The organism is Pseudomonas frederiksbergensis, from assembly GCF_003732275.1.
In the GTDB taxonomy this organism is placed as follows: domain Bacteria; phylum Pseudomonadota; class Gammaproteobacteria; order Pseudomonadales; family Pseudomonadaceae; genus Aquipseudomonas; species Aquipseudomonas frederiksbergensis_H.
Genome location: NZ_MOBM01000039.1, coordinates 519453 through 546355, shown reverse-complemented (window position 1 = coordinate 546355; position 26903 = coordinate 519453). Strand labels below are relative to the sequence as shown.

The following is a 26903-nucleotide window of genomic DNA, read 5'->3' as shown; positions in this document are numbered from 1 at the left end:
CGGCGTCGGTGAAGGCGATGCTGCCGCTGGCTGCGTAGTCGCCGCTGTCTTCCTTGGCATCGCCGGCTTGCACGCCGCTGGTGATCTGCACCTGGTCGTTGGTGCCGGTGATGGAGATAGTCACATTCTGCGTGGTCGACGAGCCATGCCCATCATTGATGGTGACCACATAGGTTTCAGTAACTGTCTGCCCCTGAGCCAGGTATTGGGCTGCCGCATTATTCAGGGTGTAAGTCCAGTTAACGGTGCCGTTGGCTGCGTTGGCCGCTTCAGTTACCGATGCAAGGGTAAAGTTGCCCAGCGCCGTGGCATTGCCTCCCGCAGCAACGAAAGAGGCGGTATGCGTGTCACTCAGATCCACATCGCTAAAGGCAATAGTGCCCGACGTGCTCAGCGAGTCGGTCGGGCTCGGCGTCGTGGTCGCATCTTCGGTTACTGTGCCAGCCTGAACGCCGATGTTCATCGTCACACTGTCATTCATGCCAGCGAACTGCACCTGCGCAGTGGCCCAACTGAGCGTGCCGTTGCCGAGACGAATCGCATAGGTAAAGCTGTCTGTCAGGGACCCTCCGGCAGCAAGCGACTGGAGTTGTGCCTTGAAAGCAGTCGACAACGTAGCGGCGTCGTAGCCGACCTTGCCATCCGAGGTAATCCAGATCTTTGCCCCATTGAAACTGGTGTCAGTACTTGTCGCCTCAATTCTGCCCGTGTCCTGGATCAGGAGATCGGCCGGCGCATAAATCTTGGTGGCAGTAGAAAGACTGGTCGCGTTATCGAGTGACCACAGTGTCTTTGCGTTGCCGCCAAGGTCATTGGACATGACGTCCAGGTACACGACCCCCAGCAGGTCTTCAGTGATGGCCGTGGCGCCCGTGCCAATAACACCGGTAGTGAAAATGTCGTCCTGCGCCTGCGGAGTGTTGGAAAACGAAGTAACGGTGCCGCCGCTGGTCGTTGTGGTGGTAGCCATGTCTTTCTCCCGAAAATGCCATTTTTTTATTTAGAATCGCTAGGGACTGCTAACAGGACGAAGTCCGGTTCTTGCACCGCTCAGGTAGTTCAAGAGTGGTGCGAGGCGGCCGCCGGACATCGTCGGCCTGACGGGCCGGGCGCTGCCGGCAGAGGCGTGCGGGTATTGCGGGGGTGGAAAAATTCGCCGCGCTTGAGGAGCGGATCGCAGGACAGGTCGGGCGAATGTGAGCCCGAGGCTGGGGCTGCGCTGCACATGGCACGCAATAGACTGAGAGCACCCATGTGGCAGGGACTCCTGAAATAATGGCTGGATGAGGCCGTGTTTTGAGGTAGCACCGACTCAGGGATACGGCCTTTCCTGATATCAGTTTGATGTGTGTTTAGTTGTGGGGTCAGGCTTTGTAAAGGTGTTAACCGCAGCTAACAGTGCGACGTGCCAATATTCCGACAGGCGGGTATTTCGGTGTCAATATAATGTCGATTTGTTTTTGGCGAAGGGTGCCAGAGGCACTCAATATTGGCCTGCTCGAATGAGCTGAAACCCAAAGGGGGCATGGTCTGGCTGAGGAGCACCGGCCCTTGGGCTCCATCAAATCTCAACATCCAGTTGTTAAAAACGCCCTCCAGAGCCTCTGCCTTGGCGGTTTTTTTACGCCCGAACCAGCCGACGACCTACATGGAAAGTCTGTCATTACTGTGCCTTACTGCTCACTCCACAAGGAGCCCGGCAATGCGACACAGAGGCGCGCAGTTCTGGTTATGGACCGATAACCGGTTACCTCTCCACACCTATGAAGAAGTGCTCAACGACGGAGTACAGGTGGAAGTGCGGGCGCGGGTGAGTCATGAGGGTGTCACCCAGGTGTTCATCGGTATTTACGATGGTCATGGGGTGATGCTGTGTGAGGAGTTTCACGACAGGGGGCGCGATGAGCCTTACTGCGCGGCGTTGAAGTGGGGCACTCAGCGCGCGAGAGATATTGTGGCGGAATCGCAGGGGTTCATCGCACCGCATCGGGTGCAGTTGACGCTAGGTCCGGTCATCACCGATGTGTCGGTACTGGCGCTGCGGCGTATGGAAATGAGCGAACATGAGCGTTTCAAGCTCAGCTGCGAAGACGCATGGTCGGAATACCTGGCCGCCAAAGCGGCGATGTTGAACCTCATGCGAGCGCCCAAAGTCGATCCCAAGGTCTGGGCAGACCACAAAGAGCGTCTGAGACAGGCAATTGACCGGCGCGTCTGTGTGCAACGCACCTATTTACGCTGAGCCATTGCCGGCCCCTCAGGTCTGGGGCTGGCGCAGGGTCTCGATGGTTGCGATCAGGTCATCGTAGGAAACCGGTTTTCCAATGTGCTGGTTAAAGCCCGATTGACGGGCCTTTTTAATGTCGCTGCTGGAACCATAGCCGGTCAGGGCAATGGCCGGCACGTCCTTGGCGAGCGGCAACTGACGCAGTGCATTCATCAGCTCATGGCCGTTCATGACCGGCATGCCCAAATCCGAAATAATCAGGTCGAAACGGGTGCTCTTCGCCGCGTCCAGAGCGGCCACCGGACGATCGAAGGCAATGACTTCGGCATCTTCCATTTCCAGCAGCATTTTCAAGGTTTCCAGCACCTCGGCAGAGTCGTCGACCAGCAGGATCGTCAAGCCGCTCAATCTTCCTGACGCCTCGTCGATCGGGGCCGCGGCTTGAGCCTCACCTTCGGCGTTGGCCAGCGGCAAGTAGACGCTGAAGGTACAGCCGGCCCCGATGCCCGGTGAACTCACCTCAACCGTACCCCGCTGTGCCTCGGTCAATTGGCGGACCAGTGACAAGCCGATGCCCAGCCCCTCGCGCTGATGGTTGGTGTGCTGTGTTTCAGCTTGGCCAAACAGGTCGAATACGTGTTCAAGGTCCTCGGCCGCAATGCCTGTGCCGTTGTCTTTGACGTCCAGCCGCGCCATGTTCCCGGCCTTGCTCGCGATCAATTGCACGCGGCCGTTGGGCGGGGTGAATTTCAGTGCGTTGTTCACCAGGTTCCAGATGATCTGCTCCAGGCGCGTCGGATCGGCGTGGACCCTCAACGGCTCCGATGGAACTTGTAACTCAACGGTGGTGCTGTGCCGATCATTGAGAACGACGTCGTGAATATCGCGCAGCACACTGGCCAGATCCACGGCGATCGGTTTCAACTTGAGCTTGCCGGTACGCACACGGGCAACGTCCAGCAGGTCGTCGATGATCCGTGCCTGGCTGCTGACGGCATCGCAAATGGTGCTGACCGCTTTGGCGGCCGGCGCGACCGACTTGGTCACCGGCAAACGCTTCAGCAGTTCGGCATTGAGCTGGATCAGGTTCAACGGGTGCTTGAGTTCGTGGGACATGACCGCGAAGAACTCATCCTTGAGGTAATTGGTGTTCAGCGTCTCGGCCAGTTGTTGGCTCTGTTCTTCATGCTGGCGCTTGTGACCGGTCAGGTCCCGGGCGATTTTCACGTAGCCTCGCAGGTGGTCACCGCTGAGCAGGGTCACTTCGCCGCTGCAATAGAAGCGGCTGCCGTCCTTGCGCAAGTGCCAGCGTTCATCTTCGGAACGGCCATGGGTGCGTGCCCCCTGCAGCTCGGTTTCGGGCACGCCGGAGGCGCGGTCCTCGGCGGAGAAAATGAAGTCGTAGTAAGCGCCTTCGGCTTCGCCCTTGCTGTAGCCGAAAATCAGTTCGGCGCCTTTGTTCCAGCTGGTGATGATGCCCTGTTCATCGAGGGTGATGATCGCGTAGTCGCGGGTACTTTCGGCTACCAGACGCATGCGTTCTTCGCCCAGGCGCAGTTCTTCTTCGGCCGCGCGGCGTTTGGTGATGTCGATGAAGGTCAGCACGGTGCCGTCGATATGGTCTTCGCTGGAGCGGTAGGGCAGCAGGCGGGCGATGTACCAGCGCTTGTCGGTGCTGCTGACTTCGCGTTCGATCATGTTCAATGATTCGAATACCTGTGCGGCGTCACCCGCCAGGTCGTCGTAGTCCAGGCGATGCGTGATGTCGAGCAGGGAGCGGCCGGTATCCATCGGCAACATGCTGAAGATATCGGTGGCGCGCGGGGTAAACCACTTGATCCGCATGCTGCGGTCGACAAAGACCGTGGCAATGTCGGTGGAGGCGATCAGGTTGGTCAGGTAGTCGTTGATCTTGTCGGTTTCTTCAACTTTGGTTTTCAGCTCGTAGTTGACCGTCAGCAACTCTTCGTTGATCGATTGCAACTCTTCCTTGCTGGTTTCCAGCTCTTCGGTGGCCGAGCGCAGTTCTTCGTTGATCGCCTGCATTTCTTCGTTGGAAGCTTTCAGTTCTTCACTGGAGATTTCCGATTGTTCAATGGTGTCTTGCAAGTGCAGCTTGGTGCGCTGCAGTTCACGCTCCAGGTTGGACAGTACCTGGCTCTCGGTTTGCAGCAGGGTCGTGGCCGTCTGCGAAGGATCGACTTCGACTTCCTCGAAAATCACCAGGACGAACTCGCCGTCCGACTCTTCGTCCTTGTAGGGCTGCACTTCAAGACTGACCTTGCAACGGTCTTCGCGCTTGAGCGGCACCTCGCGGGATTTGACGGCCATGCCGCTCTGCTGGGCCTGGAACAGCGTGGTGCGGATTTCCAGGCGCAATTCCGGAAGGATCAGTGTCAGCAGGTTGCGTGACAGTTCACCGCCCACATGCCGCAGGAAACGCCCGGCACTTTCGCTCATGTGCAAGATATCGGCGTTGGCATCGACGATCATGCTCGGCGGGCCGGAGCGTTCGAGGGCGCGCTGGTGGATATCGGCGAAGGACAGTTTGCGCTGCACGGCGTTTTGCGGTGCCTGCGGGGAAACGTTGGTGCGCACATAACCACCACGCGGCACGGTGGGCGTGCGTCGGCTATTGGCGGTGCCGGTCTTGGCGCGGAAGATCCGGTTGCGTTTGTCCACTGGCGTGAATAGCTCATGACAAGCTTCGGCGCTTTCGGAAGACCCCAGGAACAGGAAGCCGCCGGGCCGCAATGCAAAGTGGAACATCTGAAGGATTTCGCGTTGTACTTCGCGATCCAGATAGATCAACAAGTTGCGGCAAACGATCAGGTCGATTTGCGAAAAGGGCGGGTCGGACAGCAGGCTGTGTTTGGCGAACAACACCTTCTCGCGGATTTCCTTGCGAATCCGGTAGTGATCATCGTCCTTGACGAAATAGTTGCGCAGCCGAGTAGGCGGCACATCCGTGACGATAGCTTCCGAATACACACCGGCCCGGCCGAAACTGATGGCGCGTTCGTCGATGTCGGTGGCGAAAATTTGCAGCGAGGCCTGGCTGGCTTCCTGTTGCAGCTGATCGTAGACCAGCATCGCCAGGCTATAGGCTTCTTCGCCGGTGGAACAACCCGCCGACCACACTCGTAGTTCTTCTTTCTCAGGCTGCGCCGTCACCGCGGCGCTGACCAGTTGCGGTATGACATCGCGCTCCAGCGCTTCGAAGGCTTCGCGATCACGGAAGAAGTTGGTCACGCCGATCAGCATGTCCCCGAGCAGCGCTTTGGTTTCTTCGGGGTTGCTTTGCAGGTAGTGGTAATAAGCCCCCAGGTCTGGCTGGCCAGTGACCTGCATCCGGCGCTCGATCCGGCGCAATACCGTCGCGCGTTTATAGTGCTTGAAGTCATGGCCGGTGCCGGTGCGCAACTGGATCAGGATGTCGTGCAGCATTTGTTCGGCGAGCGCTGCGTCGCGTTCGGACACCGAAGCGAAGGATTGAAGTTCCGGATCGTTGGCGGCGGGCAAGGTGATTTCCCGGGAGTTGTGCCACAGGTCCAGCAGCTTTTGCGGCATTTCCACCACGGGCAACACCAGATCGACCATGCCGGTTTCGATGGCCGCTCGTGGCATACCGTCGAACTCGGCGTCTTCCGGCACTTGGGCCAGGGTGATACCGCCCTGTTCCTTGATGCGCGACAAGCCGACCGCGCCATCGGAGCCGGTGCCCGAGAGCACTAGGCAGAAGGCGCGTTCGCGGTGTACTTGTGCCAGATCGCGGAAGAACAGATCGATTGAGGCGTGGCGTCCTAGTTGTGGATCGTTTTCACCGACTTCAAGGTTGTTGTCATTCATCGTCAGCCGCTGCGCCGGTGAGATGACGTACACCCGGTTTTTCTCGATCGGCACGGTTTCGGTGACCTGCAGGACCGGCATCCGGGTCGATTCCTGGATGATCTTGTCAGCGATGCTTTGGTGGTCGGGCGACAGATGAAGAATGATCACAAATGCCATGCCGTTGTCGTGAGGCATGTTCTCGAAGAACAACTTAATGGCTTGGAGCCCACCCGCCGACGCGCCGATGCCCACCACCGGAAAGTCCAGGGTACTGGGACTCAAGGCCTGTCGCTCGGGAGCCGTGGCCGGGGGCCTGGGGGTGGTGATCATTTCTTTCTGCCTTTGCTGGCGATGTAAAACGCTTCGTGCAGACGGGTATAAAAAGCGCGGGTCATAAAACAGGATAATCCCGTTTTTCAATAACACCTTCAATTATTTAGCGCGCATTTATGGGCCTATATAAGGTTTTGACAAGCAAATGCGCAATTGCACTCCCGCCGCTTCAAGGGAATGCGACTACTGGCCGATAACCCGAACAGTCGTTGTCATTTTTACTTCTGGCGGCCGGCAATTGTCATCACGGGTTTATGCGAAATTGCTTGATAGCCTATGGCCTCCCGCTATTATCTGCGCGCCAAAAAGGGCCGCGAAGCCGAGCTCGCCCGTGTGGTTGCCTTTGGGTTGTTCTTCTTAAATTGCCTGGAAATCTTCGATGCTGTCGTATCACCAAAAAAGCTTTTTGATCGTCGATGATTTCTCGGATTTCCGCAGCTCCGTCAGGTCCATGCTGCGGGAACTGGGTGTCAAGGACGTCGACACCGCCGATACCGGTGAACAGGCGTTGCGCATGTGCTCGCAAAAATCCTACGACTTCATCTTGCAGGACTTCCACCTGGGCGATGGCAAGAAGAACGGTCAGCAGGTGCTTGAAGACCTGATGATCGAGAAGCTGATCAGCCATGAAAGTGTGTTTGTCATGGTCACCGCCGAAACCAGCCAGGCCATGGTGCTCAGCGCACTGGAGCACGAGCCTGATGCTTACCTGACCAAGCCGTTCAACCGTTCCGGCCTGGCCCAGCGCCTGGAGCGACTGGAGCAGCGCAAGACCTTGCTCAAACCGATCCTGCAAGCCCTTGACCGGGGTAAGCCGGTTGAAGTGCTCAATGCCTGCATCGCCCTGTGCAAACAAGACATTCGTTATTCGCCGCTATGCCTGCGTTACCGCGCCGATGCGTTGCGCGACTTGAACCAGAACGAAGCGCTGGAGCGCCTGTACGACAGCATCATTGCTGATCGGCCTTTGCCATGGGCGTTTGCCGGGTTGGGCCAGTTGCTGTTCAAACGCGGCCAGGTCAGCCAGGCTAAAGGCATTTACGAAAAAGCCCTGAAAGTCTTCCCGATGATGCCGGCCCTCTACGACGGCATGGCCGATGTGCTGGTCGCCGAAGGGGACACCAAGGGGGCGCAGCGAGTCTTGGAAGAGGCTATTCGCCTGTCGCCGCTGGCGGTGCGCCGGCAAGCGTTGCTGGGCAAGCTGGCGATGACCAACGAGGATTTCGACACGGCCTCCAAAGCTTATCGCCAGGCCGTGGCCCAAGGGGCGCAGTCACGTTTCAAGGATGCGGAAAGCAACCTCGGCCTGGCCCATGCCTTGATCAGCAAAGGCAGTGAAAAGGGGCTGGACACCCGGACCCGTCTTGAAATCAACACAACGCTGAGTGCGGTGGCGAAGGAGAACCCTTCCGACCCCGGCTTGCAGATTCGTGCGCGCCTGATGAAAGCCACCAGCCTGCTGCTCAACGATGCCGAAACCGCCGAGAAGCTCACCGAGCAGGCGATGATGCGCCTCGATGGCATGGAGCAGTTCATGAGCGCCGAAGCGGCGCTGTTGGTGGCCAAGCAGCTGCAAATGCTCGGGCAGGCGAGTGCTGGCGCTTCGATGCTGAAAAACTGTGCGGAGATCTACGGCGACGATCCGACCGTGATGAAAGGCATCGCCAAGCTGACCGACGACCCGACCATCCTCAACTCCGGCAACGCGGCCGCCGACCTCAACCGTCAGGGCGTGCGGGTGTACAAGACCGGCAACCTGGTGGAAGCCCGGGATGTATTCCGCAAAGCCCTGGCATTGCAGCCGAAGAACATCAGTATTGCCCTGAACATGGCGCAGTCGTTGCTGCATGGCACCGACACCAGCGTGCCGTCGGCCGAACTGGAAGAATGCCGCGCCTGCCTGAAAACCGTCGGCCTGATGCCCGATACCGACGCGCGTTATCCGCGCTACCAGAAACTGAAAATCAAGGCGTTCGGCGAATGATCGACAGCGAACCTTCACTCGACTTCTCCACGGTGATTGCCTCCACCGTGCATGACATGAAGAACTCTCTGGCCATGCTGATGCAGGCGCACAGCCAATGGCTGGCACGCTTGCCCGATGCCGAGCAGCACACCCCGGAGCAGGGCGTGATCGACTTCGAGTTCGCCCACCTTAACGGCATGCTGGTGCAGTTGCTGGGGCTGTACAAACTCGGCGTCAACCAGATGCCGTTGCAGCCGGCCTACCATGAGCTGGATGATTTCATTGAGGCGCAACTGGCGGCTCACCAAGAAGTGTTCGCTAGCCGCGGCATCATCGCGACGTATGAAGTGGACCCGTTGAGCCCGCTGGGTTTCTTCGACCGTGAGCTGATTGCCTCGGTGCTTGCCAACAGCATCAATAATGCCATTCGTTACGCCCGCCATGCCTTGTTGATCAGCGTCAGCGATGAGGCCGGGCAACTGGTGCTGACCATCAATGACGATGGCGAAGGTTATCCAGCCGAGATGATCGAGCGTCAGGCTGATTATGTGCAGGGCATCAACCACAGCAGTGGCAGCACCGGCCTGGGCCTGTACTTTGCCGGGCGGATTGCCGCGTTGCATCAGCGTAATGGTGTGGGCGGACGCACCGAAATCAGCAATGGCGGCCCATTGGGTGGCGGTGTGTTCAGTCTTTACCTTCCCTGAATACCTTTTTGTTTGACGCTGCTTGATATTCCGAACAGCCGGAGCCTATTTTGTACGAGTCGCCGTTCGCGGCTCGTACAACAACAAGGATTGCGTCATGACAACCGATGGCCATCGTTCACTCGCGCAGCGATTGACGGGCATTGATGAGATTGAATGTGTCACGCCGGACCTGAACGGCGTACCACGCGGCAAGGTGATGACCGCCGAAGGTTTCCTCGAAGGGCGGCGTTTGCAGATGGCGCGGGGAGTGCTGCTGCAATGCATCATGGGCGGTTATCCGCCGGCGCGCTTTTACGGCAGTGATGATGGCGACCTGGCGCTGGTGCCTGATTCCGCGCAGATCCACCGCCTGCCCTGGAGTTCGCAGCCTCGGGCGTTGGCCATTTGCGATGCGGACGAGCTGACTGGCGAGAGCTCGCCATTGTCGACCCGCGGCCAACTCAAGGCCGTGATCGCTCGATACGCCGCTCTTGGCCTGGCGCCAGTGGTGGCGACCGAGCTGGAGTTCTTCGTCTTCGCGCCCAACCCTGACCCGACGCAACCCTTCCAGCCACCACTGGGCCTGGACGGTCGTCGTGAGGACGGTCATTCGGCGTTCAGCGTCAGTTCCAACAACGGCTTGCGGCCGTTCTTCAATGAAGTCTATGAATGCATGGCGGCGCTGAGCTTGCCGCGCGATACCTTCATGCACGAGATGGGCGTCAGCCAGTTCGAGATCAACCTGCTGCACGGCGATCCGCTACTGTTGGCCGACCAGACCTTGTTGTTCAAGCATCTGCTCAAGGAAGTGGCGCTCAAGCATGGCCTGACCGTGGTTTGCATGGCCAAGCCGTTGGCTCACACGCCGGGCAGTTCGATGCATATCCACCAGAGCATCGTCGAGATCGGCTCCGGGCGTAACGTGTTCAGCGACAAGGCCGGCGAGCCGACGGCGACCTTCCGTCATTTCATCGGCGGCCAGCAGGCCGGCCTGGCGGATTTCACCGCGTTGTTTGCGCCGAACGTGAACTCCTATCAGCGCCTGTGCCATCCTTTCGCATCGCCGAATAATGCTTGCTGGTCCCACGACAATCGCGCGGCCGGACTGCGCATTCCGGCCAGTTCACCGGTCGCTCGTCGGGTCGAAAACCGCTTGCCGGGGGCCGATGCCAATCCGTATCTGGCGATCGCCGCGAGCCTGGCCGCGGGGTTGTACGGTATCGAGAACAAACTGGAGCCGAGCGAGCCGATCCAGGGTGAGTTCGTTGTGCCGGATAATCTTTCGTTGCCGTGTACCTTGCATGCCGCTCTCGAACGTCTGAAACGTAGCCAATTGGCGAAGGAACTGTTCGGCAAGGAGTTCATCGAAGGCTACATCGCTTCGAAGACCATGGAGTTGACCAGCTTCTTTGATGAAATTACTCCCTGGGAACGGCGTGTTCTAGCAGCCCAGGCCTGACGACCCGTCGCCGTCGGGCTATCGTTTGTCGATAGTCCGATATTCACTGCAAGGAGCCGCTCGGAACGCCGATGCGCCAAATCTTGAAATCTTTTCGGGGGCTTTATTTCGCCTCGCTGATGATGTTGATCGGCTCGGGCCTGTTGAGTACTTACCTTGCCCTGCGCCTGGCGGCCGATAAAGTCGACAGCCTGTGGGTCGGTGCGTTGATGGCCGCCAACTATTTCGGCCTGGTGCTGGGCGGCAAGATCGGCCACCGGCTGATTGCCCGGGTCGGGCACATTCGAGCCTATTCAGCCTGCGCCGGGATTGTCGGCGCGGCAGTGCTGGGCCATGGCCTGGTGGATTGGCTGCCCGCGTGGCTGTTCCTGCGGGTGATCGTCGGCCTGGGCATGATGTGCCAGTACATGGTGATCGAAAGCTGGCTCAATGAGCAGGCAGAAGCCAAGCAGCGTGGCGTGGTATTCAGCGGCTACATGATCGCCTCGTACCTGGGGCTGGTGCTGGGTCAGCTGATTCTGGTCATGCACCCGGGCCTGGGCCTGGAGTTGCTGATGCTGGTCGCTCTGTGTTTCGCCCTGTGCCTTGTGCCGGTAGCCCTGACGCGGCGGATTCACCCGGCGCCTTTGCACCCGGCGCCGATGGAACCACGGTTCTTCATCAAGCGCGTGCCGCAGTCACTGAGTACGGTGTTGGGGTCGGGTTTGATCGTCGGTTCGTTCTACGGTCTGGCGCCGCTGTATGCCTCGCAGCAAGGGTTGTCGACCGAACAGGTCGGTCTGTTCATGGGTAGCTGCATTTTTGCAGGCCTGGTGGTGCAGTGGCCGTTGGGTTGGCTGTCGGACCGCTATGACCGGGCGCTGTTGATCCGCTGTTTCGCGTTTAGCCTGGCGCTGGCTGCATTGCCCCTGGCGATCATGCGGCAAGTGCCGCTGGAGGTGTTGTTCATCGCCGGGTTCCTCTGCTCGTTGGTGCAGTTCTGCCTGTACCCGTTGGCGGTGGCGTTCTCCAACGACCACGTCGAGGGTGACCGCCGGGTGTCGCTGACGGCGATGCTGTTGGTGACCTACGGTGTCGGCGCGAGTATCGGGCCGCTGGTGGCCGGGGTGTTGATGAAGCTGTTCGGCAGCCAGATGCTCTATGCCTTCTTCAGCTTTTTCGCCTTGGTGCTGGTGTGGCGAATTCGCCCGAAAGCGGTCACCAACCTGCATCAGGTGGACGATGCTCCGCTGCATCACGTGGCCATGCCGGACAGCATGTCGAGTTCGCCACTGGTCGCTTGCCTTGACCCGCGAGTCGATGAGCAGGTAGTGCAGGACCAGATGCAGAACCCGGTCACCCCGGAGGCTGATTTCAATCCGCAAGCCGAGCCCGAATCAGCACCTGAAACCGATCCGGAACCCGAAAACCCAGACTCGGGTCGCGAGCAAAGCTTTACCGAAGCGAGGCCTTGATCAAGGCATAAAAAAACGGGCAGTCACCGCAAGGGACTGCCCGTTTTTTATGGGAGAGGCGTATCAGAAGTCGTCTTTATCGAAGCGTCGCGCTTCGCGCTGAAGCTGATAGACGAACCGCTCGACCTGCCGCTGCACCAGGCCGCTCATGTTGTGAAAACGCACGCCGGCAAAGGTGGTGTTGATCTTTTCTTCGAAGTGCAGGTAACGCAGCTCGACCGGTGCCGTCATGCTGCCGAAGGGCAGGGCAGCGACGAAACGGTCATAGACTTGGCCCAGTTGCAGGCTGGCGGTGATGTCGCCCTCGAAACGCAACTTGCAGCCGGTGGCTGAGATGTCCAGCAGTTTGCCGCTGATAGGCGACTTGAGTTTGTCGCCCCCCAGATCGACATTGACCAGTTGCGCCAGCTTCAACGCGGCGCGGAAAGCATTGCGGCGCTGGTGGTAAACCACCTCATCGGGCAGCGCGCCACGGTAGCAGCGGCCATCGCCGGATTCGTCGATGGTCAGCGGGCCATTGCTTTCCCAGGCGATGCGTACACCGTCGTGAAAGCCTTCGACCTTGAACGGTTCGCCAGCCAGCAGAAAGCGTTCGCCGTCGCGCGGGATCATTTCGTCCAGGGCGATCATGTTGCTGTCACGGTCGATGTCCACCAGATAGCTCTGGAAGCGCTGGCTGCGCTCATGGAACGTGATGATCAGCGGGTCATGACTGTCTTGCAGCTGACGCAGATTGCCGGAGATTTCCAGGGGCGTGGTGAGCACCTTGGGTGGCTGCGGAGCATCTTCCGCGCTTAAGGCATTGAACACGGGGTATCAATCTCCAGACAAATATGACTACTAGCCAGCATTCTGCCAGCATGTTTCGCGTCTTGATAGAGCGTGCTCATTGAAAGGCTCAAGCCTGACTGAGCGGGCGTGGTTTTGCGAGTTTGGAGGTTGAACCGCGGGCATCGTAGAGCGCTGGCGGCTCGCCGCCGGTGAGGATTTTCAGCTGGTTGGCCGTGGCGGCCTGCTGCACCAGAATCGACTGGCCATTGTTGACGTTGGCGGCTTGGCACTGGGCCAGGAGGTCGGTCAACACGTCGCTCTGTGCCAGCAACTGATCGCCAATGCTCGAATGGCTGGCAAGTTGCTCCAGGCCTTGGCGATTGGTCGGCAGGTTGAGGCTGGCGAGGATTTCACTGCGCTTGCGGCCATGCTGCTCAAGCAAAATGATCAATGCCTGTTTCTGCGCCAGAATCTCTTCGAGCAGTGGCATGTCGCGACCGTGCAGCGCGAGGGACTCGGTTTGCAGCAGCTCCAGCAGGTGTTGCGCCGGGGCAAAGTCGTCGATGATCAGTTGCAGTAAATTAGTATCGTGCATGGCTGGCCTTGGGTTTTAAGCGTCCAAAAGCCGGCGCGGGCCGTGGCCTAGCGCTGGGCTTCGAAGTTGAGCAGTTTGCTGGCTACACGGTTGCTGTCGACTTTATAGCTGCCATCGGCAATCGCTGCTTTTAACTCGGCCACGCGGGCTTTGTCGACGGCAGGCTGATCGCGCAGCTTGTCAGTGACCTTCTGCAACTGTTGAGCCTCATTGCTGAGGTGTACCGATTCCCCGCTTTTGGTGGTACTGGCCTGTTCGGCCGGGGTATTCAGCGGCGCGGATTGGCCGGCTTCGGCGGTCTCCTTCGCGGCGCTGGTACGTGTACTGCCCGTAAGTGACGAGGAGCTGTTTAAACGACTGAAATCGATGACCATGACAAAAAACCTCTGGGTATTTGGACGCTTGCCATGTTTTCGGCTCTCCCCCGGAAAACTTTAGGCCCATTTATCAATGAGCTTGCATGCGCCAGCGCGTCTTCCGCATGCGGCACAGTTTAGGGAACAGCCAGGCAACGCGCCATATTTTCACGAACAGAGATCCCTACATGGCCACTTCCACCTGGCCGGGCGCGGTAACTTGCGCCTTGATGACCCGCTGGGAGTTAAGGTTTTTCACGCGAATCTGTTCGCTCATGCCGCCGTTGGACAGCGCTTCACCCGGCATGCGTACACTGAGCGTACCACTGCGGGCGGTAATCACCACCTGATCGCCCTTGCGAATGACTTCCGCCTGTTCGAGATGCACCAGGGTAATGACCTGATCGGCGACCATTGGTCGGGTAAGTTTTTGTCCGATCGCCTGATCCACGGAGGTCAGAAAACCCTGATTTATCAGGCTGATATCGCGCTCTCGCAGGGTCACGTCCTGAGGCTCGATAATCCCTGTGCGCTTGAGGGGGCGGGTGGTGGTCACGATGTCGCGAAACAGCCGTACCTGAGCGGGTACGAAGACTGTCCAGGGGGAGGCGCCCTCGCAGCGAACCTTGGCCGTGACCCGTCCCAGAGGCCTCGCCGGGCTCTCGAGGGTGGCTGTCAATTCCTTGTCGCACATAGGCATGCGCAGGCGCGGATTGAGCTGGTTGACCTCGATCTCGTAGCGTCCTTGTGTTTGGCTCGTGGCCAGATAGTCTTCTACGGTGAATTCAAGAAAGCCCTGTGTGACGCCGATAAGCATGTCAGGCAAGGTAACTGCGTCAGCAAGGGCAGGGCTGCCAGCGTTGAACAGGCAAACGGCCGACATCGCGCAGAGTAATCTGCGGCAGGTTGATGTCAGGCGTCGGAAAAATGTCGGTTCTGTGTTCATAAGAGTTAAAAAGCAAGCGCCGTGCCGTTTAGTGATGAATGTGCGTCGCAACACACTTAGCGTTGGTGTAGGAGTCTGGGCATGGCTGGTGTAATGGATTCGGTGAACCAGCGCACGCAACTGGTAGGGCAGAATCGCCTTGAGCTGTTGTTGTTCCGTCTCGACGGCCAGCAGCTGTATGGGATCAACGTGTTCAAGGTTCGCGAGGTGCTGCAATGCCCCAAGCTGACCCTGATGCCCAAGTCCAGTCCTGTCGTGTGCGGTGTGGCAAATATTCGGGGGGCGACCATTCCGATTCTGGATCTGGCGATGGCGACCGGTTCCGGGGCGCTGAAAGATCAAAGCAATCCCTTCGTGATCATCACGGAGTACAACACCAAGACCCAGGGTTTCCTGGTTCGGTCGGTGGAGCGCATCGTCAACATGAATTGGGAGGAGATCCATCCGCCACCCAAGGGCACCGGGCGCGATCACTACCTGACGGCTGTGACTCGGGTCGACAACCAGTTAGTCGAAATCATCGACGTCGAGAAGGTGCTGGCGGAAGTGGCGCCGACACCGGAAGCGATTTCGGTGGGCGTGGTGGATGTCGAGACTCAGCACAAGGCATTGTCCTTGCGCGTGCTGACGGTCGATGACTCATCGGTGGCGCGCAAGCAGGTGACCCGTTGCCTGCAAACGGTCGGCGTCGAAGTGGTGGCGTTGAACGACGGTCGGCAAGCGCTGGATTACCTGCGCAAACTGGTCGACGAGGGCAAGAAGCCGGAAGAAGAGTTCCTGATGATGATTTCCGACATCGAGATGCCGGAAATGGACGGGTACACCCTGACGGCTGAGATCCGCGCCGACCCGCGCATGCAAAAGCTTCATATCATCCTGCATACTTCGTTGTCGGGTGTGTTCAATCAGGCGATGGTCAAGAAGGTTGGTGCTGACGACTTCCTGGCCAAATTCCGTCCTGATGACCTGGCATCCCGGGTAGTCGACCGGATCAAAGCAGCAGATAACAGCTAGGGGCCTTCTGCCCCGGCGGTCAACACGATTTAAGAGGCGGTATCTTTGTCTACGGGTAATTTGGATTTCGAACAGTTCCGGGTCTTCCTGGAAAAAGCCTGTGGCATTTTGCTCGGTGAAAACAAGCAATACCTGGTCTCGAGCCGTCTCAGCAAACTGATGGAACAGCAGGGCATCAAATCGCTGGGTGAACTGGTTCAGCGCATCCAGACCCAACCGCGCAGCGGTTTGCGCGAGATGGTGGTGGATGCCATGACCACCAACGAAACCCTGTGGTTTCGTGACACCTATCCGTTTGAAGTCTTGAAGAACAAGGTATTGCCTGAGTCGATCAAGGCCAGCCCCGGACAGCGCCTGCGGATCTGGTCGGCGGCGTGTTCGTCGGGTCAGGAACCGTATTCGCTGTCGATGTCCATCGATGAGTTCGAGCGGGTCAATATGGGTCAGTTGAAGATGGGCGTGCAGATCGTTGCCACGGACCTGTCCGGCACCATGCTGACCAACTGCAAGACCGGCGAGTACGACAGCCTGGCCATCGGCCGCGGTCTGTCGCCCGAGCGCCTGCAGCGTTACTTCGACCCGAAAGGGCCGGGGCGCTGGGCTATCAAGGCGCCGATCAAGAGTCGGGTGGAGTTTCGCTCGTTCAACCTGCTGGACAGCTACGCGAGCCTGGGCAAGTTCGACATCGTGTTCTGCCGCAACGTGCTGATCTACTTCTCCGCCGAGGTGAAGAAAGACATCCTGTTGCGCATCCACAGCACGCTCAAGCCCGGCGGTTATCTGTTCCTTGGCGCGTCCGAAGCGCTGAACGGTTTGCCGGATCATTATCAAATGGTCCAGTGCAGCCCGGGGATCATTTACAAGGCGAAGTGATGCAAGAGCGACAGGCATAAAAAAACGGGAGTCCCAAAGGGCTCCCTTTTTTTATGCCTGTCGCTCTTGCATCACGTAGGAGCTGCCGAAGGCTGCGATCTTTTGATCTTTATCTTAAAAAACAAAATCAAAAGATCGCAGCCTTCGGCAGCTCCTACAGGTATGTGCTTACCGGCGTAGAAGCGGCAGAAAAGCGGCAGGCGGCGGAAATCGGTTGCCGCTTTTCTGGCATTGCCGCCTTGCCACTGCCGGCAAAGCCCCGGTTTACGGGCTTTTTTGAATTGGCACGCCGCTTGCTATATCCATCGTACGAAAAATCAGGTCACCCAAAGGTTTCCCGACATGAGCATCAGCTTCGATAAAGCGCTCGGTATCCACGAACAAGCCCTGGGCTTCCGCGCTCAGCGTGCCGAAGTCCTGGCCAACAACATCGCCAACGCCGACACCCCGAACTACAAGGCTCGGGATCTGGACTTCTCGAAAGTGCTCGCCGAGCAGAACGAGAAAACCAAAAACGGCACTTTCGCCTTGAACATGACCAACAGCCGTCATATCGAAGCTGAAGGCCTGGGCAATGGCGACGAGTCGCTGATGTATCGCACGCCGATGCAACCGTCGATCGACCAGAACACCGTGGACGCCCAACTGGAACAGTCGAACTACGCGGAAAACGCGGTCAACTTCCAGGCCAGCTTCACCCTGCTCAACAGTAAATTCAAAGGGCTCGTGTCAGCCCTGCGCGGAGAGTAATCCATGTCTCTATCCAGTGTTTTCAACATTGCCGGTAGCGGCATGAGTGCTCAGACCACTCGCTTGAACACCGTGGCCTCGAACATCGCCAACGCCGAGACCGTCTCGTCGAGCATCGACCAGACCTACCGTGCCCGTCACCCCGTGTTTGCCACCATGTTCCAGGGCGGCCAGAGCGGCGGCAGCGATTCGCTGTTCCAGAACCAGGACGCGGCCGGTCAAGGCGTGCAAGTGCTGGGCGTGGTCGAAGACCAGAGCAACCTTGAAGCGCGCTACGAGCCGAACCATCCGGCCGCCGATGCCAAGGGCTACGTCTACTACCCGAACGTCAACGTCGTCGAAGAAATGGCCGACATGATTTCCGCGAGCCGTTCGTTCCAGACCAACGCCGAAATGATGAACACCGCCAAAACCATGATGCAGAAGGTCCTGACCCTCGGTCAGTGATAAGGGGCGATTCATATGAGCGTTATCAGCGATGTTCTGGCCAACTCTTCGGTCCAGACTCCTACCATCAAAGACAGTCTGACCTCGGCCGCTACCGGTGGGCAGGCGCTGGGCAAGGATGCGTTCCTGCAATTGCTGGTGACTCAGCTGAAAAACCAGAACCCGCTCGATCCTCAGGACAACAGCGAGTTCGTGGCACAGCTGGCGCAGTTCAGTAGTCTGGAAGGTATCACCACGCTGAACGATACGGTCAGCGGCCTTGCCAGCAGCTACAGCTCCTCGCAAGCCTTGCAGGCTTCTTCGCTGGTGGGCCGCTCGGTCATTGCGCAAACCGACAAAGCAGTGGTCGACACCTCCAAGAGCCTCAACGGGACCGTCGTCGTGCCTTCGTCAGTATCCGGGGTCTCCATCAAGATCAACAACGCCGAGGGTAAAACCATTCGCACGCTCGAACTGGGTAGCCAGAGCGCGGGCAATTCCAGCTTTATCTGGGACGGCAAGGACGATGCGGGCGTCGTGGCGCCGGCGGGCACCTACACCTTCGGCGCGACGACCACCATCGACGACACGAACACTTCACTGATTACTTACCTGCCGGCAACGGTCAACAGCGTGACCATCAGCCAGACCGGCGGTGAGTTGATGCTGAACCTGGCAGGCATGGGCAGCGTTGCCCTGTCCAAAGTACAAACCATTGGTATATAGAGCCGACTAGCACGGCACAAAGGAGTGGAATATGTCTTTCAATATCGGCCTTAGCGGTCTCTATGCAGCCAACAAACAACTGGATGTGACCGGCAACAACATCGCCAACGTTGCGACCACCGGTTTCAAATCGTCCCGTGCAGAATTCGAAGACGTGTACTCGGCCACTCGCTTGGGTACCGGCAGCAAGACCGTCGGCAACGGCGTGCGTCTGGCCAACGTTTCCCAGCAGTTCGGCCAGGGCGACGTGAACAACACCGGCAACGTGCTCGACATGGGCATCCAGGGCAACGGCTTCTTCATCCTCAGCGACAACGGTTCCCTGAGCTACACCCGTGCCGGTGCGTTCAAGACTGACGCTGAAAACTATGTGGTTGATAACAACGGCAACCGTCTGCAGGGTTATGGCGTCGATGCCAACGGCAAGATCATCAATGGCGTGTTGACTGACTTGAAGATTGATACTTCGAGTCTGAAGCCGAACCCGACGACCAAGGTTGATCAGACGATGAACCTGAACTCGGCTGAAACAACGCCGACGGTGACGCCGTTCAGTCCCACCGATACCAACAGTTATAACAAGACCATTTCTACCAAGGTCTACGATAGCCAGGGTAACGAGCACACCATGGATCAGTACTACGTGAAAACGGGTACCAACGCTTGGCGTGTTCACACTTACATGGACGGTCGTTCCCCGGCCAACCCTGCTACCACGCCTCCAGTGGCGATCACCGCCGACATCACTTTCAACTCCGACGGCAGCATCAACACGCTGACGGCGGGTGCTGGCTGGACCCAGACTGGCAACACCTTGACCATGACTGGTTGGGTGCCTGGTGCCGTGACCAACGCCGCAACGACTCCTGTGACCTGGGGTCCGAACGGTTCCGTCGCGGCCACTGGTGGTATTGCGTTCAACATGGCGTTGACCACCTCTTACAACTCGCCAACCGCTCGTACTGCCCAATTCCAGGACGGCTACGCCACTGGCCAGATCTCCAGCCTGACCATCGACGCCAGCGGCGTCATGACCGCCAACTTCAGCAACCAGCAGACCAAGGCCATCGGCCAGGTGGCGGTCGCCAGCTTCGCCAACGAGCAAGGCTTGCAGCCAGTGGGCGGTACCCGCTGGAAAGAAACCTTCGCTTCCGGTGTGGCCGGTGTCGACGCGCCGAAAACCGGTACTCTGGGTTCGGTCGTATCCAACTCCCTGGAAGAGTCCAACGTCAACCTGACCAACGAACTGGTTGACCTGATCAAGGCGCAGAGCAACTACCAGGCGAACGCCAAGACCATCTCCACCCAGAGCACCATCATGCAGACCATCATTCAGATGACCTGATGCGGGTTGGCGGGTAGCGTTTCACAAAGAGCCCCTCGCAAGAGGGGCTTTTTTATAGCCGGGATTTGTCTCAGGCACTGACATCGTGGTTGTCTGTATTGGCCTCATCGCGAGCAGGCTCGCTCCCACATTGGATCTATGCAACACCACAAATCCCTGTGGGAGCGAGCCTGCTCGCGATGGCGTCAGCCGGGCCACCACGTTCCTCAAGGCAAAAGAAAACCCCCGGTCAATCCAGAGGACTGATCGGGGGTTATCGAGGTAAGCGCCTCTCAGCGCTCACCCGCTCAGCTTATTGGCAAGCTTCGCAATCCGGCTCGTCGATGGCGCAAGCCTTCGGCACTGGAGCAGGGCCGGCAGGAGCCGCCAGAACCGAATCGTCACCGTGGTTGCCGCCGCTGGAGACGGCGTTCAGCTTACCGGTGTTGATGGTCGACTTCTCGGTGCTGGTCGCGGCCAGGGCACGGAGGTAGTAGGTGGTTTTCAGGCCACGGTACCAGGCCATGCGGTAGGTCACGTCCAGCTTCTTGCCCGAAGCGCCGGCGATGTACAGGTTCAGCGATTGAGCCTGGTCGATCCACTTCTGACGGCGGCTGGCCGCGTCGACGATCCACTTGGTGTCCACTTCGAACGCAGTCGCGTAGAGCTCTTTGAGTTCTTGCGGGATGCGTTCGATCTGCTGTACCGAACCGTCGTAGTACTTCAGGTCGTTGATCATGACCGAGTCCCACAGGCCGCGAGCCTTCAGGTCGCGAACCAGGTACGGGTTGATTACGGTGAATTCGCCCGACAGGTTCGATTTCACGTAGAGGTTCTGATAAGTCGGTTCGATCGACTGCGACACGCCAGTGATGTTGGCGATGGTCGCGGTCGGTGCGATGGCCATGATGTTGGAGTTACGAATGCCTTTCTGCACACGGGCACGAACCGGTGCCCAGTCCAGGGTTTCGTTCAGGTCAACGTCGATGTACTGCTGGCCACGTTGCTCGATCAGGATCTGTTGCGAATCCAGCGGCAGGATGCCTTTGGACCACAGCGAACCCTGGAACGTCTCGTAAGCGCCGCGCTCGTCGGCCAGGTCGCAGGACGCCTGGATCGCGTAGTAGCTGACCGCTTCCATCGACTTGTCGGCGAACTCGACGGCAGCGTCGGAACCGTAAGGGATGTGCTGCAGGTACAAAGCGTCCTGGAAGCCCATGATGCCCAGACCGACCGGACGGTGCTTGAAGTTGGAGTTCTTCGCTTGTGGCACCGAGTAGTAGTTGATGTCGATAACGTTATCGAGCATGCGAACGGCGGTGTTCACGGTGCGTTCCAGCTTGGCGGTGTCCAGCTTGCCGTTAGTGATGTGGTTCGGCAGGTTGATCGAACCCAGGTTGCAAACGGCGATCTCGTCCTTGTTGGTGTTCAAGGTGATCTCGGTGCACAGGTTCGAGCTGTGAACCACGCCCACGTGCTGCTGCGGGCTGCGCAGGTTGCACGGGTCTTTGAAGGTCAGCCATGGGTGGCCGGTTTCAAACAGCATGGACAGCATTTTGCGCCACAGGTCTTTGGCCTGGATGGTCTTGAACAGCTTGATCTTGCCTGGGTACTGGGACAGGGCTTCGTAGTACTCGTAACGCTCTTCGAAAGCCTTGCCGGTCAGGTCGTGCAGATCCGGAACTTCGGATGGCGAGAACAGGGTCCACGGGCCGTCATCGAAGACGCGCTTCATGAACAGGTCAGGGATCCAGTTGGCGGTGTTCATGTCGTGGGTACGACGACGGTCATCACCGGTGTTCTTGCGCAGTTCGATGAACTCTTCGATGTCCATGTGCCAGGTTTCCAGGTAGGCACAGACAGCGCCTTTGCGCTTGCCACCCTGGTTAACGGCGACGGCGGTGTCGTTCACCACTTTCAGGAACGGCACAACGCCCTGGGATTTGCCGTTGGTGCCCTTGATGTACGAACCCAGCGCACGAACCGGCGTCCAGTCGTTGCCCAGGCCGCCAGCGAATTTCGACAACATGGCGTTGTCGTGGATCGCGTGGTAGATGCCCGACAGGTCATCCGGCACGGTGGTCAGGTAGCAGCTCGACAGCTGTGGACGCAGGGTGCCGGCGTTGAACAAGGTCGGGGTCGAGGACATGTAGTCGAAGGACGACAACAGGTTGTAGAACTCGATCGCACGGTCTTCTTTGTTCTTCTCTTCGATTGCCAGGCCCATGGCCACGCGCATGAAGAAGATCTGCGGCAGTTCGAAGCGGATCCCGTCCTTGTGGATGAAGTAACGGTCGTACAGGGTTTGCAGGCCCAGGTACGTGAACTGCTGATCGCGCTCGTGGTTGATTGCCTTGCCGAGTTTTTCCAGGTCGAAAGTCGCCAGAACCGGGTTCAGCAATTCGAATTCGATACCTTTGGCGATGTACGCCGGCAGCGCCTTGGCGTACAGGTCGACCATTTCGTGGTGGGTCGCGCTCTCGGCGACGCCCAGGAAGTTCAGGCCTTCGGCACGCAGGGTGTCCATCAGCAGGCGAGCCGTCACGAACGAGTAGTTCGGCTCACGCTCGACCAGCGTACGGGCGGTCATCACCAGTGCGGTGTTGACGTCGGTCAGGGCCACGCCGTCGTACAGGTTCTTCAGGGTTTCGCGCTGGATCAGGTCGCCGTCGACTTCTTCCAGGCCTTCGCACGCTTCGGTGACGATGGTGTTCAGACGACCCATGTCCAGAGGTGCAAGGCTGCCATCGGCGCGGGTGATACGGATCGACGGGTGAGCCTGTACCGCGTCCTCGGCAGGGGTGCGTACAGCGCGTTCCTTGGAACGGGCGTCGCGGTAGATCACGTAGTCGCGCGCAACTTTCTGCTCGCCGGCACGCATCAGGGCCAGTTCGACCTGGTCCTGGATTTCTTCGATGTGGATGGTGCCGCCCGATGGCATGCGACGCTTGAAGGTCGCGGTGACCTGTTCGGTCAGGCGAGCAACGGTGTCGTGGATGCGCGACGAAGCGGCAGCGGTGCCGCCTTCAACTGCAAGAAACGCTTTGGTGATGGCGACGGTGATTTTGTCATCGGTGTAAGGAACGACAGTCCCGTTACGCTTGATCACGCGCAGTTGGCCTGGCGCGGTGGCGGACAGATCCGAATTCGAATCGGCGGCCTGCGGCAAGGTGCCCTGCGGGTTCTCGCGAGTTGTGTCGGTTTGCATGGGGGGTTGTCTCCACATTCTCTATGTTTGTTTGGGCACCATCACGGTGCCCACCGTTCTGTCCTGAAGCACTACAACCGACGTGGCGTCGGGCATAACAACTTCGGGACAGTAGGAAAAAGGCTAATGATGCCGCTTCCTTGCCGAAGTCTTTGGCCGCGAGCCTGGGCTCGAAACCGGATTCCTTTCAGGGGTGCCAGTATTGACTGCAACACCCGTACCGTTCTGGCTGTTCTGGCCTGAAAAAACGGTGCCATCCGCGCATGCGGTTTGGGCTTGTAAAATCGTGCTTGGTTCAACCATGAACAGGCAATAAAGCGCTTGAGTTTCTGGTCTGAAATGTGGTTGGGCTTTTTAGCTAAAACCCTACATGTAGGGTTTTTTTAGCGCCGAGGTACAAGATAATGCGTTTTTGAGGGTGTTGCAACGTACTGCCTGTGGATAAACCTGTGCGTAAATTGTGTGTGAAAGGTGGAACAAGCGTGTAGGCCGCGACCTAGCTGGAGCGGACTGTTTTTCACTGATTTTCAGCGATTGAAAACAGTCATTCGGATTTTTAAGGGCGCGAACCCTATCACAAAAAACCGTTGTGTCCGAACGCATTTACCGGCTTGTGTTCCAGACGTGCGCCGTTTATACAATCGGCCAATGCAGATGCATTCTTATCCTCCCCAATCATTACAAAAAGACGGGAGGATCCTTCCCTTTAAAGTGATGTTGGCAAGCAGAGGTCTCCGTGGAGCAAGAAGTCTGGCAGGTATTGATTGTCGAGGACGACCAGCGTCTGGCCGAACTGACCCGCGATTACCTGGAAGCCAATGGCCTGCGCGTCTCGATCGAGGGCAACGGCGCCCTTGCGGCGGCACGCATCATCAAGGAGAAACCGGACCTGGTGATCCTCGACCTGATGCTCCCTGGCGAAGATGGTCTGAGCATTTGCCGCAAGGTTCGCGACAAGTATGACGGCCCGATCCTGATGCTTACCGCTCGCACCGACGACACCGATCAAATCCTCGGCCTTGACCTCGGCGCCGACGACTATGTTTGCAAACCCGTTCGTCCACGCCTGCTGCTGGCGCGCATCCAGGCCTTGTTGCGGCGCAGTGAGCCCCCTGAAACCGCTCCGGAAAAACAACGGCGTCTGCAGTTCGGCCCATTGGTGGTGGACAACGCATTGCGCGAGGCCTGGCTGCATGACAAAGGCATCGAGTTGACCAGTGCCGAGTTCGATTTGCTCTGGTTGCTGGTGGCCAACGCCGGGCGCATTCTGTCTCGCGAAGAAATCTTCACCGCGCTGCGCGGTATCGGTTATGACGGCCAGGACCGTTCCATCGACGTGCGCATTTCACGCATCCGCCCGAAGATCGGCGATGACCCGGAGCATCCGCGGCTGATCAAAACCATCCGCAGCAAAGGCTATCTGTTCGTTCCCGAAGCCTGCGCAGACTTGTCGTTGTGAACTCCATCTTCCTGCGCATCTACGGCGGCATGTGCGCGGCGCTGATTCTGGTGGCCGTGCTCGGCGTGCTGGCCTTGCACTTGCTCAATCAGGTGCGCAGCGAGCAATACCGCGAGCGCCTGGCCCACGGCACGTTCTCGCTGATGGCCGACAACCTGCAACCGATGAACGAAACCGAGCGCCACCGGGCCTTGCTGGTATGGGAGCGCTTGCTCGGCATTCCGTTGGCGCTGAAGACATTCCCTCAGACCGACCTCGACCTGACCCAGCGCACCCGTGTGCTGCGCGGCCAGGCCCTGGTGGAGCAGACCGGCCCGCACGCGGCAAAGGTTTACCGCCTGGTCAGCGACAAGGAACAACTGGTGCTCACGGGGGAAGTCCAGCAGATCAGCGAGCAACTGGCGCGAGCGACCATTTATCTGCTGGCCGATGAACTGGTGCGCTACCCGGTGGCCGAGCAGCCCAAGCGTCTGGCGCAGTTAAAGGAAGAGAAGGGTTTCGGCTTCGATCTGCAACTGGTCACGATCGATCAGGCCGACATGGACGAAGACCAGAGCCGCCGCGTATCCGAAGGCGACACGGTAATGGCGCTGGGCAAGGGCGGCGATTCGATCCGGGTGTTTGCCGGCATGGTCGGTACGCCGTGGGTGCTGGAAATCGGCCCGCTGTATCAGATGAATCCTTACCCGCCCGAGTGGCTGGTGCTGATCGCGGCCCTTGGCTTGAGCCTGATCGGTTTGATTGTCTATCTGTTGGTGCGTCAGCTGGAGCGCCGTTTGCGCGGACTGGAAGCCGCCGCCACGCGCATCGCCAAGGGCAGCCTGGAAACCCGCGTACCGGCACGCGGCGCGGACTCGGTGGGGCGCCTGGCTTCGGCGTTCAACGGCATGGCCGAGCACTTGCAGCAATTGTTGGCGATTCAGCGAGAACTGGTGCGTGCCGTGTCCCATGAACTGCGCACGCCGGTCGCGCGTTTGCGTTTTGGCCTGGAGATGATCGGATCGGCCACCACACCTGAGGCGCTGGAAAAATACCGCGAAGGGATGGACCACGACATCGAGGACCTCGATCGGCTGGTCGACGAGATGCTCACTTATGCGCGGCTGGAGCAGGGTTCGCCGGCACTGAACTTTCAGCGGATCGATCTGGATGCGTTGGTCAATCAGGTGATCGAAGAACTGGCGCCACTGCGCGCCGAGGTCACTGTACAGCGCGGCTTGTGCCTGTCGGCCGCCGATTGCGACGACGCCTGGGTCGAGGCCGAGCCGCGTTACTTGCACCGGGCGTTGCAGAACCTGGTGAGCAACGCCATGCGCCACGCCCATTCCCGGGTGACCGTCAGTTATCAGGTGGGGCAGCAGCGTTGTCGTGTGGATGTTGAGGATGACGGGCCGGGCGTACCGGAAACCGCGTGGGAGAAAATCTTCACCCCGTTCCTGCGCCTCGATGACAGCCGCACCCGCGCCTCGGGCGGGCATGGATTAGGGTTATCGATTGTGCGGCGGATCATCCATTGGCATGACGGGCGAGCGTTGATCGGCAAGAGTAAAAGCCTGGGCGGGGCCTGTTTCAGTTTGAGCTGGCCGAGGAATCAGGAGAGGCGTTGATATCTTTGTTGCTTTGGGGGGCCTCATCGCGAGCAGGCTCGCTCCCACATTTGGATCTTCTGTGAACACACAATTTGTGAACAACAGAGATCAACTGTGGGAGCGAGCCTGCTCGCGATGAGGCCCGCATGACCACTACGAATCCTCAAGCCTTGATACTGAGCAGACTCAACAACTGCCCATCCATCACTGCAAACTGCGCATCCAGCTCAATGCCGCTACGCCATTCACTGGACAAGTCAGTCAGCAACCGCAAACGCACTTCACCTCCCGCGCTCCACTCCAGCACTTCGGCGTGTTCGAAATAGAAGCGCTTCTGCACGATCGGGTAGAGCGCCTTGAACAGGCTTTCCTTCACCGAAAACGTCAACGTCACCAGCATTGCCAATTGATCGCGAGCACCGCCAGCCATGCGCTGCAACTCAGGCCCGGTGAGAATTTCTCCGGCCAGGCGTTCGGCGCGCTCCGCGTCGAGCAGATTTTCCAGGTCCATCCCCAGACCGCGCCAGTGCGCCTTGTTCGCGACAATCGCCGCGGCCCGGCCGGTGCTGTGGGTGATCGAACCGGTGATATGCGCCGGCCACACCGGTGCGCGGTCTTCTCCGATGGCCGGAATGAAATTCAGCCCTTCCAGTTGTTGCAGCGCCGCCCGAGCGCAGACTCGCCCGGCGAGAAACTCGGCTTGGCGCTTGGCCACCGAACGCTGGATGCTCGCAGGCGGCTCGATGGCGCTGCGCTGGAAATCATCGCTGGCCAGTTGCTTGGTATCGAAGTGGGTACCCAGCAGGACTGTATCGGGCAGCACAAACGGCAGCGGCCAATGGGCGTCGAGTGGGGAGCAGCAGACGGGTAGGGCGGGGACGGGATTCATGACGGGCATTTTGCCGGG

The 26903-nt window shown here is 58.9% G+C and carries 21 protein-coding genes; 13 read left to right on the top strand and 8 right to left on the bottom strand.

Annotated features, from left to right (window positions below; all coding sequences use genetic code 11):
* The coding region (locus BK662_RS35585) for a VCBS domain-containing protein (protein ID WP_259695963.1) at positions 1-970 on the bottom strand (970 nt) is incomplete at its 3' end.
* 732 nt (positions 971-1702) lie between these two features.
* Between BK662_RS35585 and BK662_RS28605 the strand changes: the two genes are divergently transcribed.
* Positions 1703-2242 (top strand): hypothetical protein, encoded by a 540-nt coding sequence (locus tag BK662_RS28605; RefSeq protein ID WP_123360322.1) that lies wholly within the window; start codon positions 1703-1705, stop codon positions 2240-2242.
* 15 nt (positions 2243-2257) lie between these two features.
* On the opposite strand, the gene BK662_RS28600 is transcribed toward BK662_RS28605, so the two are convergent.
* On the bottom strand, positions 2258-6388 hold the full coding sequence (locus tag BK662_RS28600; RefSeq protein ID WP_123360321.1) for a CheR family methyltransferase: 4131 nt from the start codon (positions 6386-6388) through the stop codon (positions 2258-2260).
* Positions 6389-6770: 382 nt separating this feature from the next.
* Here BK662_RS28600 and BK662_RS28595 point away from each other — a divergent pair, with 382 nt between their 5' ends.
* From BK662_RS28595 to BK662_RS28580, 4 genes are all read left to right on the top strand, one after another.
* Positions 6771-8375 carry a tetratricopeptide repeat-containing response regulator gene (locus BK662_RS28595; RefSeq protein WP_123360320.1) on the top strand — a complete coding sequence of 535 codons (1605 nt, stop codon included), beginning with the start codon at positions 6771-6773 and terminating at the stop codon, positions 8373-8375.
* Positions 8372-9064, top strand: coding sequence for a sensor histidine kinase (locus BK662_RS28590; protein ID WP_123360319.1), 693 nt, complete (start codon positions 8372-8374; stop codon positions 9062-9064). Before BK662_RS28595 ends, BK662_RS28590 begins: the two co-directional genes overlap by 4 nt.
* A 199-nt stretch (positions 9065-9263) precedes the next feature.
* Entirely contained in the window at positions 9264-10505 is a 1242-nt protein-coding gene (locus BK662_RS28585) for a glutamine synthetase family protein (protein ID WP_185047207.1), read from the top strand.
* A gap of 71 nt (positions 10506-10576) precedes the next feature.
* Positions 10577-11959, top strand: a complete 1383-nt coding sequence (locus BK662_RS28580) for an MFS transporter (protein ID WP_123360317.1) — start codon at positions 10577-10579, stop codon at positions 11957-11959.
* Positions 11960-12022: 63 nt separating this feature from the next.
* On the opposite strand, the gene BK662_RS28575 is transcribed toward BK662_RS28580, so the two are convergent.
* From BK662_RS28575 to flgA, 4 genes are all read right to left on the bottom strand, one after another.
* Positions 12023-12769: a flagellar brake protein gene (locus BK662_RS28575; RefSeq protein WP_123360316.1), complete on the bottom strand. Its 747-nt coding sequence runs from the start codon at positions 12767-12769 to the stop codon at positions 12023-12025.
* 88 nt (positions 12770-12857) lie between these two features.
* Positions 12858-13325 carry a flagellar protein FlgN gene (locus BK662_RS28570; RefSeq protein WP_008071798.1) on the bottom strand — a complete coding sequence of 156 codons (468 nt, stop codon included), beginning with the start codon at positions 13323-13325 and terminating at the stop codon, positions 12858-12860.
* Positions 13326-13372: 47 nt separating this feature from the next.
* Positions 13373-13699: a flagellar biosynthesis anti-sigma factor FlgM gene (gene flgM / locus BK662_RS28565; RefSeq protein ID WP_105346318.1), complete on the bottom strand. Its 327-nt coding sequence runs from the start codon at positions 13697-13699 to the stop codon at positions 13373-13375.
* Positions 13700-13865: 166 nt separating this feature from the next.
* Positions 13866-14627, bottom strand: a complete 762-nt coding sequence (gene flgA, locus BK662_RS28560; RefSeq protein WP_123360315.1) for a flagellar basal body P-ring formation chaperone FlgA — start codon at positions 14625-14627, stop codon at positions 13866-13868.
* An 81-nt stretch (positions 14628-14708) separates the two neighbouring features.
* Between flgA and BK662_RS28555 the strand changes: the two genes are divergently transcribed.
* The 6 genes from BK662_RS28555 to flgE all read left to right on the top strand — a co-directional run bounded on the left by BK662_RS28555 (position 14709) and on the right by flgE (position 19761).
* Entirely contained in the window at positions 14709-15641 is a 933-nt protein-coding gene (locus BK662_RS28555; protein ID WP_123360314.1) for a chemotaxis protein CheV, read from the top strand.
* Positions 15642-15686: 45 nt separating this feature from the next.
* Positions 15687-16514 (top strand): protein-glutamate O-methyltransferase CheR, encoded by an 828-nt coding sequence (gene cheR, locus BK662_RS28550; RefSeq protein ID WP_123360313.1) that lies wholly within the window; start codon positions 15687-15689, stop codon positions 16512-16514.
* 342 nt (positions 16515-16856) lie between these two features.
* Complete coding sequence (gene flgB, locus BK662_RS28540) at positions 16857-17264, top strand: flagellar basal body rod protein FlgB (protein ID WP_123360312.1); 408 nt, start codon at positions 16857-16859, stop codon at positions 17262-17264.
* A 3-nt stretch (positions 17265-17267) separates the two neighbouring features.
* A complete protein-coding gene (gene flgC, locus BK662_RS28535) occupies positions 17268-17711 on the top strand; it encodes a flagellar basal body rod protein FlgC (protein ID WP_007937507.1) in 444 nt (147 codons plus the stop codon).
* Positions 17712-17726: 15 nt separating this feature from the next.
* A complete protein-coding gene (flgD, locus tag BK662_RS28530) occupies positions 17727-18416 on the top strand; it encodes a flagellar hook assembly protein FlgD (protein WP_123360311.1) in 690 nt (229 codons plus the stop codon).
* Positions 18417-18447: 31 nt separating this feature from the next.
* Positions 18448-19761 (top strand): flagellar hook protein FlgE, encoded by a 1314-nt coding sequence (gene flgE, locus BK662_RS28525; protein ID WP_123360310.1) that lies wholly within the window; start codon positions 18448-18450, stop codon positions 19759-19761.
* A gap of 292 nt (positions 19762-20053) precedes the next feature.
* On the opposite strand, the gene BK662_RS28515 is transcribed toward flgE, so the two are convergent.
* Entirely contained in the window at positions 20054-22948 is a 2895-nt protein-coding gene (locus BK662_RS28515; RefSeq protein WP_123360308.1) for a ribonucleoside-diphosphate reductase subunit alpha, read from the bottom strand.
* Between the two features lie 736 nt (positions 22949-23684).
* On the opposite strand from BK662_RS28515, the gene BK662_RS28510 reads away from it, so the two are divergent.
* Both BK662_RS28510 and BK662_RS28505 read left to right on the top strand, forming a co-directional pair.
* Positions 23685-24407 (top strand): response regulator, encoded by a 723-nt coding sequence (locus tag BK662_RS28510; RefSeq protein ID WP_095634362.1) that lies wholly within the window; start codon positions 23685-23687, stop codon positions 24405-24407.
* Entirely contained in the window at positions 24404-26014 is a 1611-nt protein-coding gene (locus tag BK662_RS28505) for an ATP-binding protein (RefSeq protein WP_123360307.1), read from the top strand. Before BK662_RS28510 ends, BK662_RS28505 begins: the two co-directional genes overlap by 4 nt.
* A gap of 145 nt (positions 26015-26159) precedes the next feature.
* Here BK662_RS28505 and BK662_RS28500 read toward each other — a convergent pair whose 3' ends face one another.
* Positions 26160-26885 carry a 4'-phosphopantetheinyl transferase family protein gene (locus BK662_RS28500; protein WP_221179116.1) on the bottom strand — a complete coding sequence of 242 codons (726 nt, stop codon included), beginning with the start codon at positions 26883-26885 and terminating at the stop codon, positions 26160-26162.
* Positions 26886-26903: the final 18 nt, after the last annotated feature.

What these genes read in the sequence shown, in the direction of transcription:
- BK662_RS28605 (WP_123360322.1), top strand. Translation starts at nt 1,703, where the DNA reads ATGCGACACAGAGGCGCGCAGTTCTGGTTATGGACCGATAACCGGTTA.
- flgB (WP_123360312.1), top strand. Translation starts at nt 16,857, where the DNA reads ATGAGCATCAGCTTCGATAAAGCGCTCGGTATCCACGAACAAGCCCTG.
- BK662_RS28500 (WP_221179116.1), bottom strand. Translation starts at nt 26,885, where the DNA reads ATGAATCCCGTCCCCGCCCTACCCGTCTGCTGCTCCCCACTCGACGCC.
- BK662_RS28600 (WP_123360321.1), bottom strand. Translation starts at nt 6,388, where the DNA reads ATGATCACCACCCCCAGGCCCCCGGCCACGGCTCCCGAGCGACAGGCC.
- BK662_RS28585 (WP_185047207.1), top strand. Translation starts at nt 9,264, where the DNA reads ATGACCGCCGAAGGTTTCCTCGAAGGGCGGCGTTTGCAGATGGCGCGG.
- flgD (WP_123360311.1), top strand. Translation starts at nt 17,727, where the DNA reads ATGAGCGTTATCAGCGATGTTCTGGCCAACTCTTCGGTCCAGACTCCT.
- BK662_RS28555 (WP_123360314.1), top strand. Translation starts at nt 14,709, where the DNA reads ATGGCTGGTGTAATGGATTCGGTGAACCAGCGCACGCAACTGGTAGGG.
- flgE (WP_123360310.1), top strand. Translation starts at nt 18,448, where the DNA reads ATGTCTTTCAATATCGGCCTTAGCGGTCTCTATGCAGCCAACAAACAA.
- BK662_RS28515 (WP_123360308.1), bottom strand. Translation starts at nt 22,948, where the DNA reads ATGCAAACCGACACAACTCGCGAGAACCCGCAGGGCACCTTGCCGCAG.
- BK662_RS28590 (WP_123360319.1), top strand. Translation starts at nt 8,372, where the DNA reads ATGATCGACAGCGAACCTTCACTCGACTTCTCCACGGTGATTGCCTCC.
- flgA (WP_123360315.1), bottom strand. Translation starts at nt 14,627, where the DNA reads ATGAACACAGAACCGACATTTTTCCGACGCCTGACATCAACCTGCCGC.
- flgC (WP_007937507.1), top strand. Translation starts at nt 17,268, where the DNA reads ATGTCTCTATCCAGTGTTTTCAACATTGCCGGTAGCGGCATGAGTGCT.
- BK662_RS28580 (WP_123360317.1), top strand. Translation starts at nt 10,577, where the DNA reads ATGCGCCAAATCTTGAAATCTTTTCGGGGGCTTTATTTCGCCTCGCTG.
- BK662_RS28570 (WP_008071798.1), bottom strand. Translation starts at nt 13,325, where the DNA reads ATGCACGATACTAATTTACTGCAACTGATCATCGACGACTTTGCCCCG.
- flgM (WP_105346318.1), bottom strand. Translation starts at nt 13,699, where the DNA reads ATGGTCATCGATTTCAGTCGTTTAAACAGCTCCTCGTCACTTACGGGC.
- BK662_RS28595 (WP_123360320.1), top strand. Translation starts at nt 6,771, where the DNA reads ATGCTGTCGTATCACCAAAAAAGCTTTTTGATCGTCGATGATTTCTCG.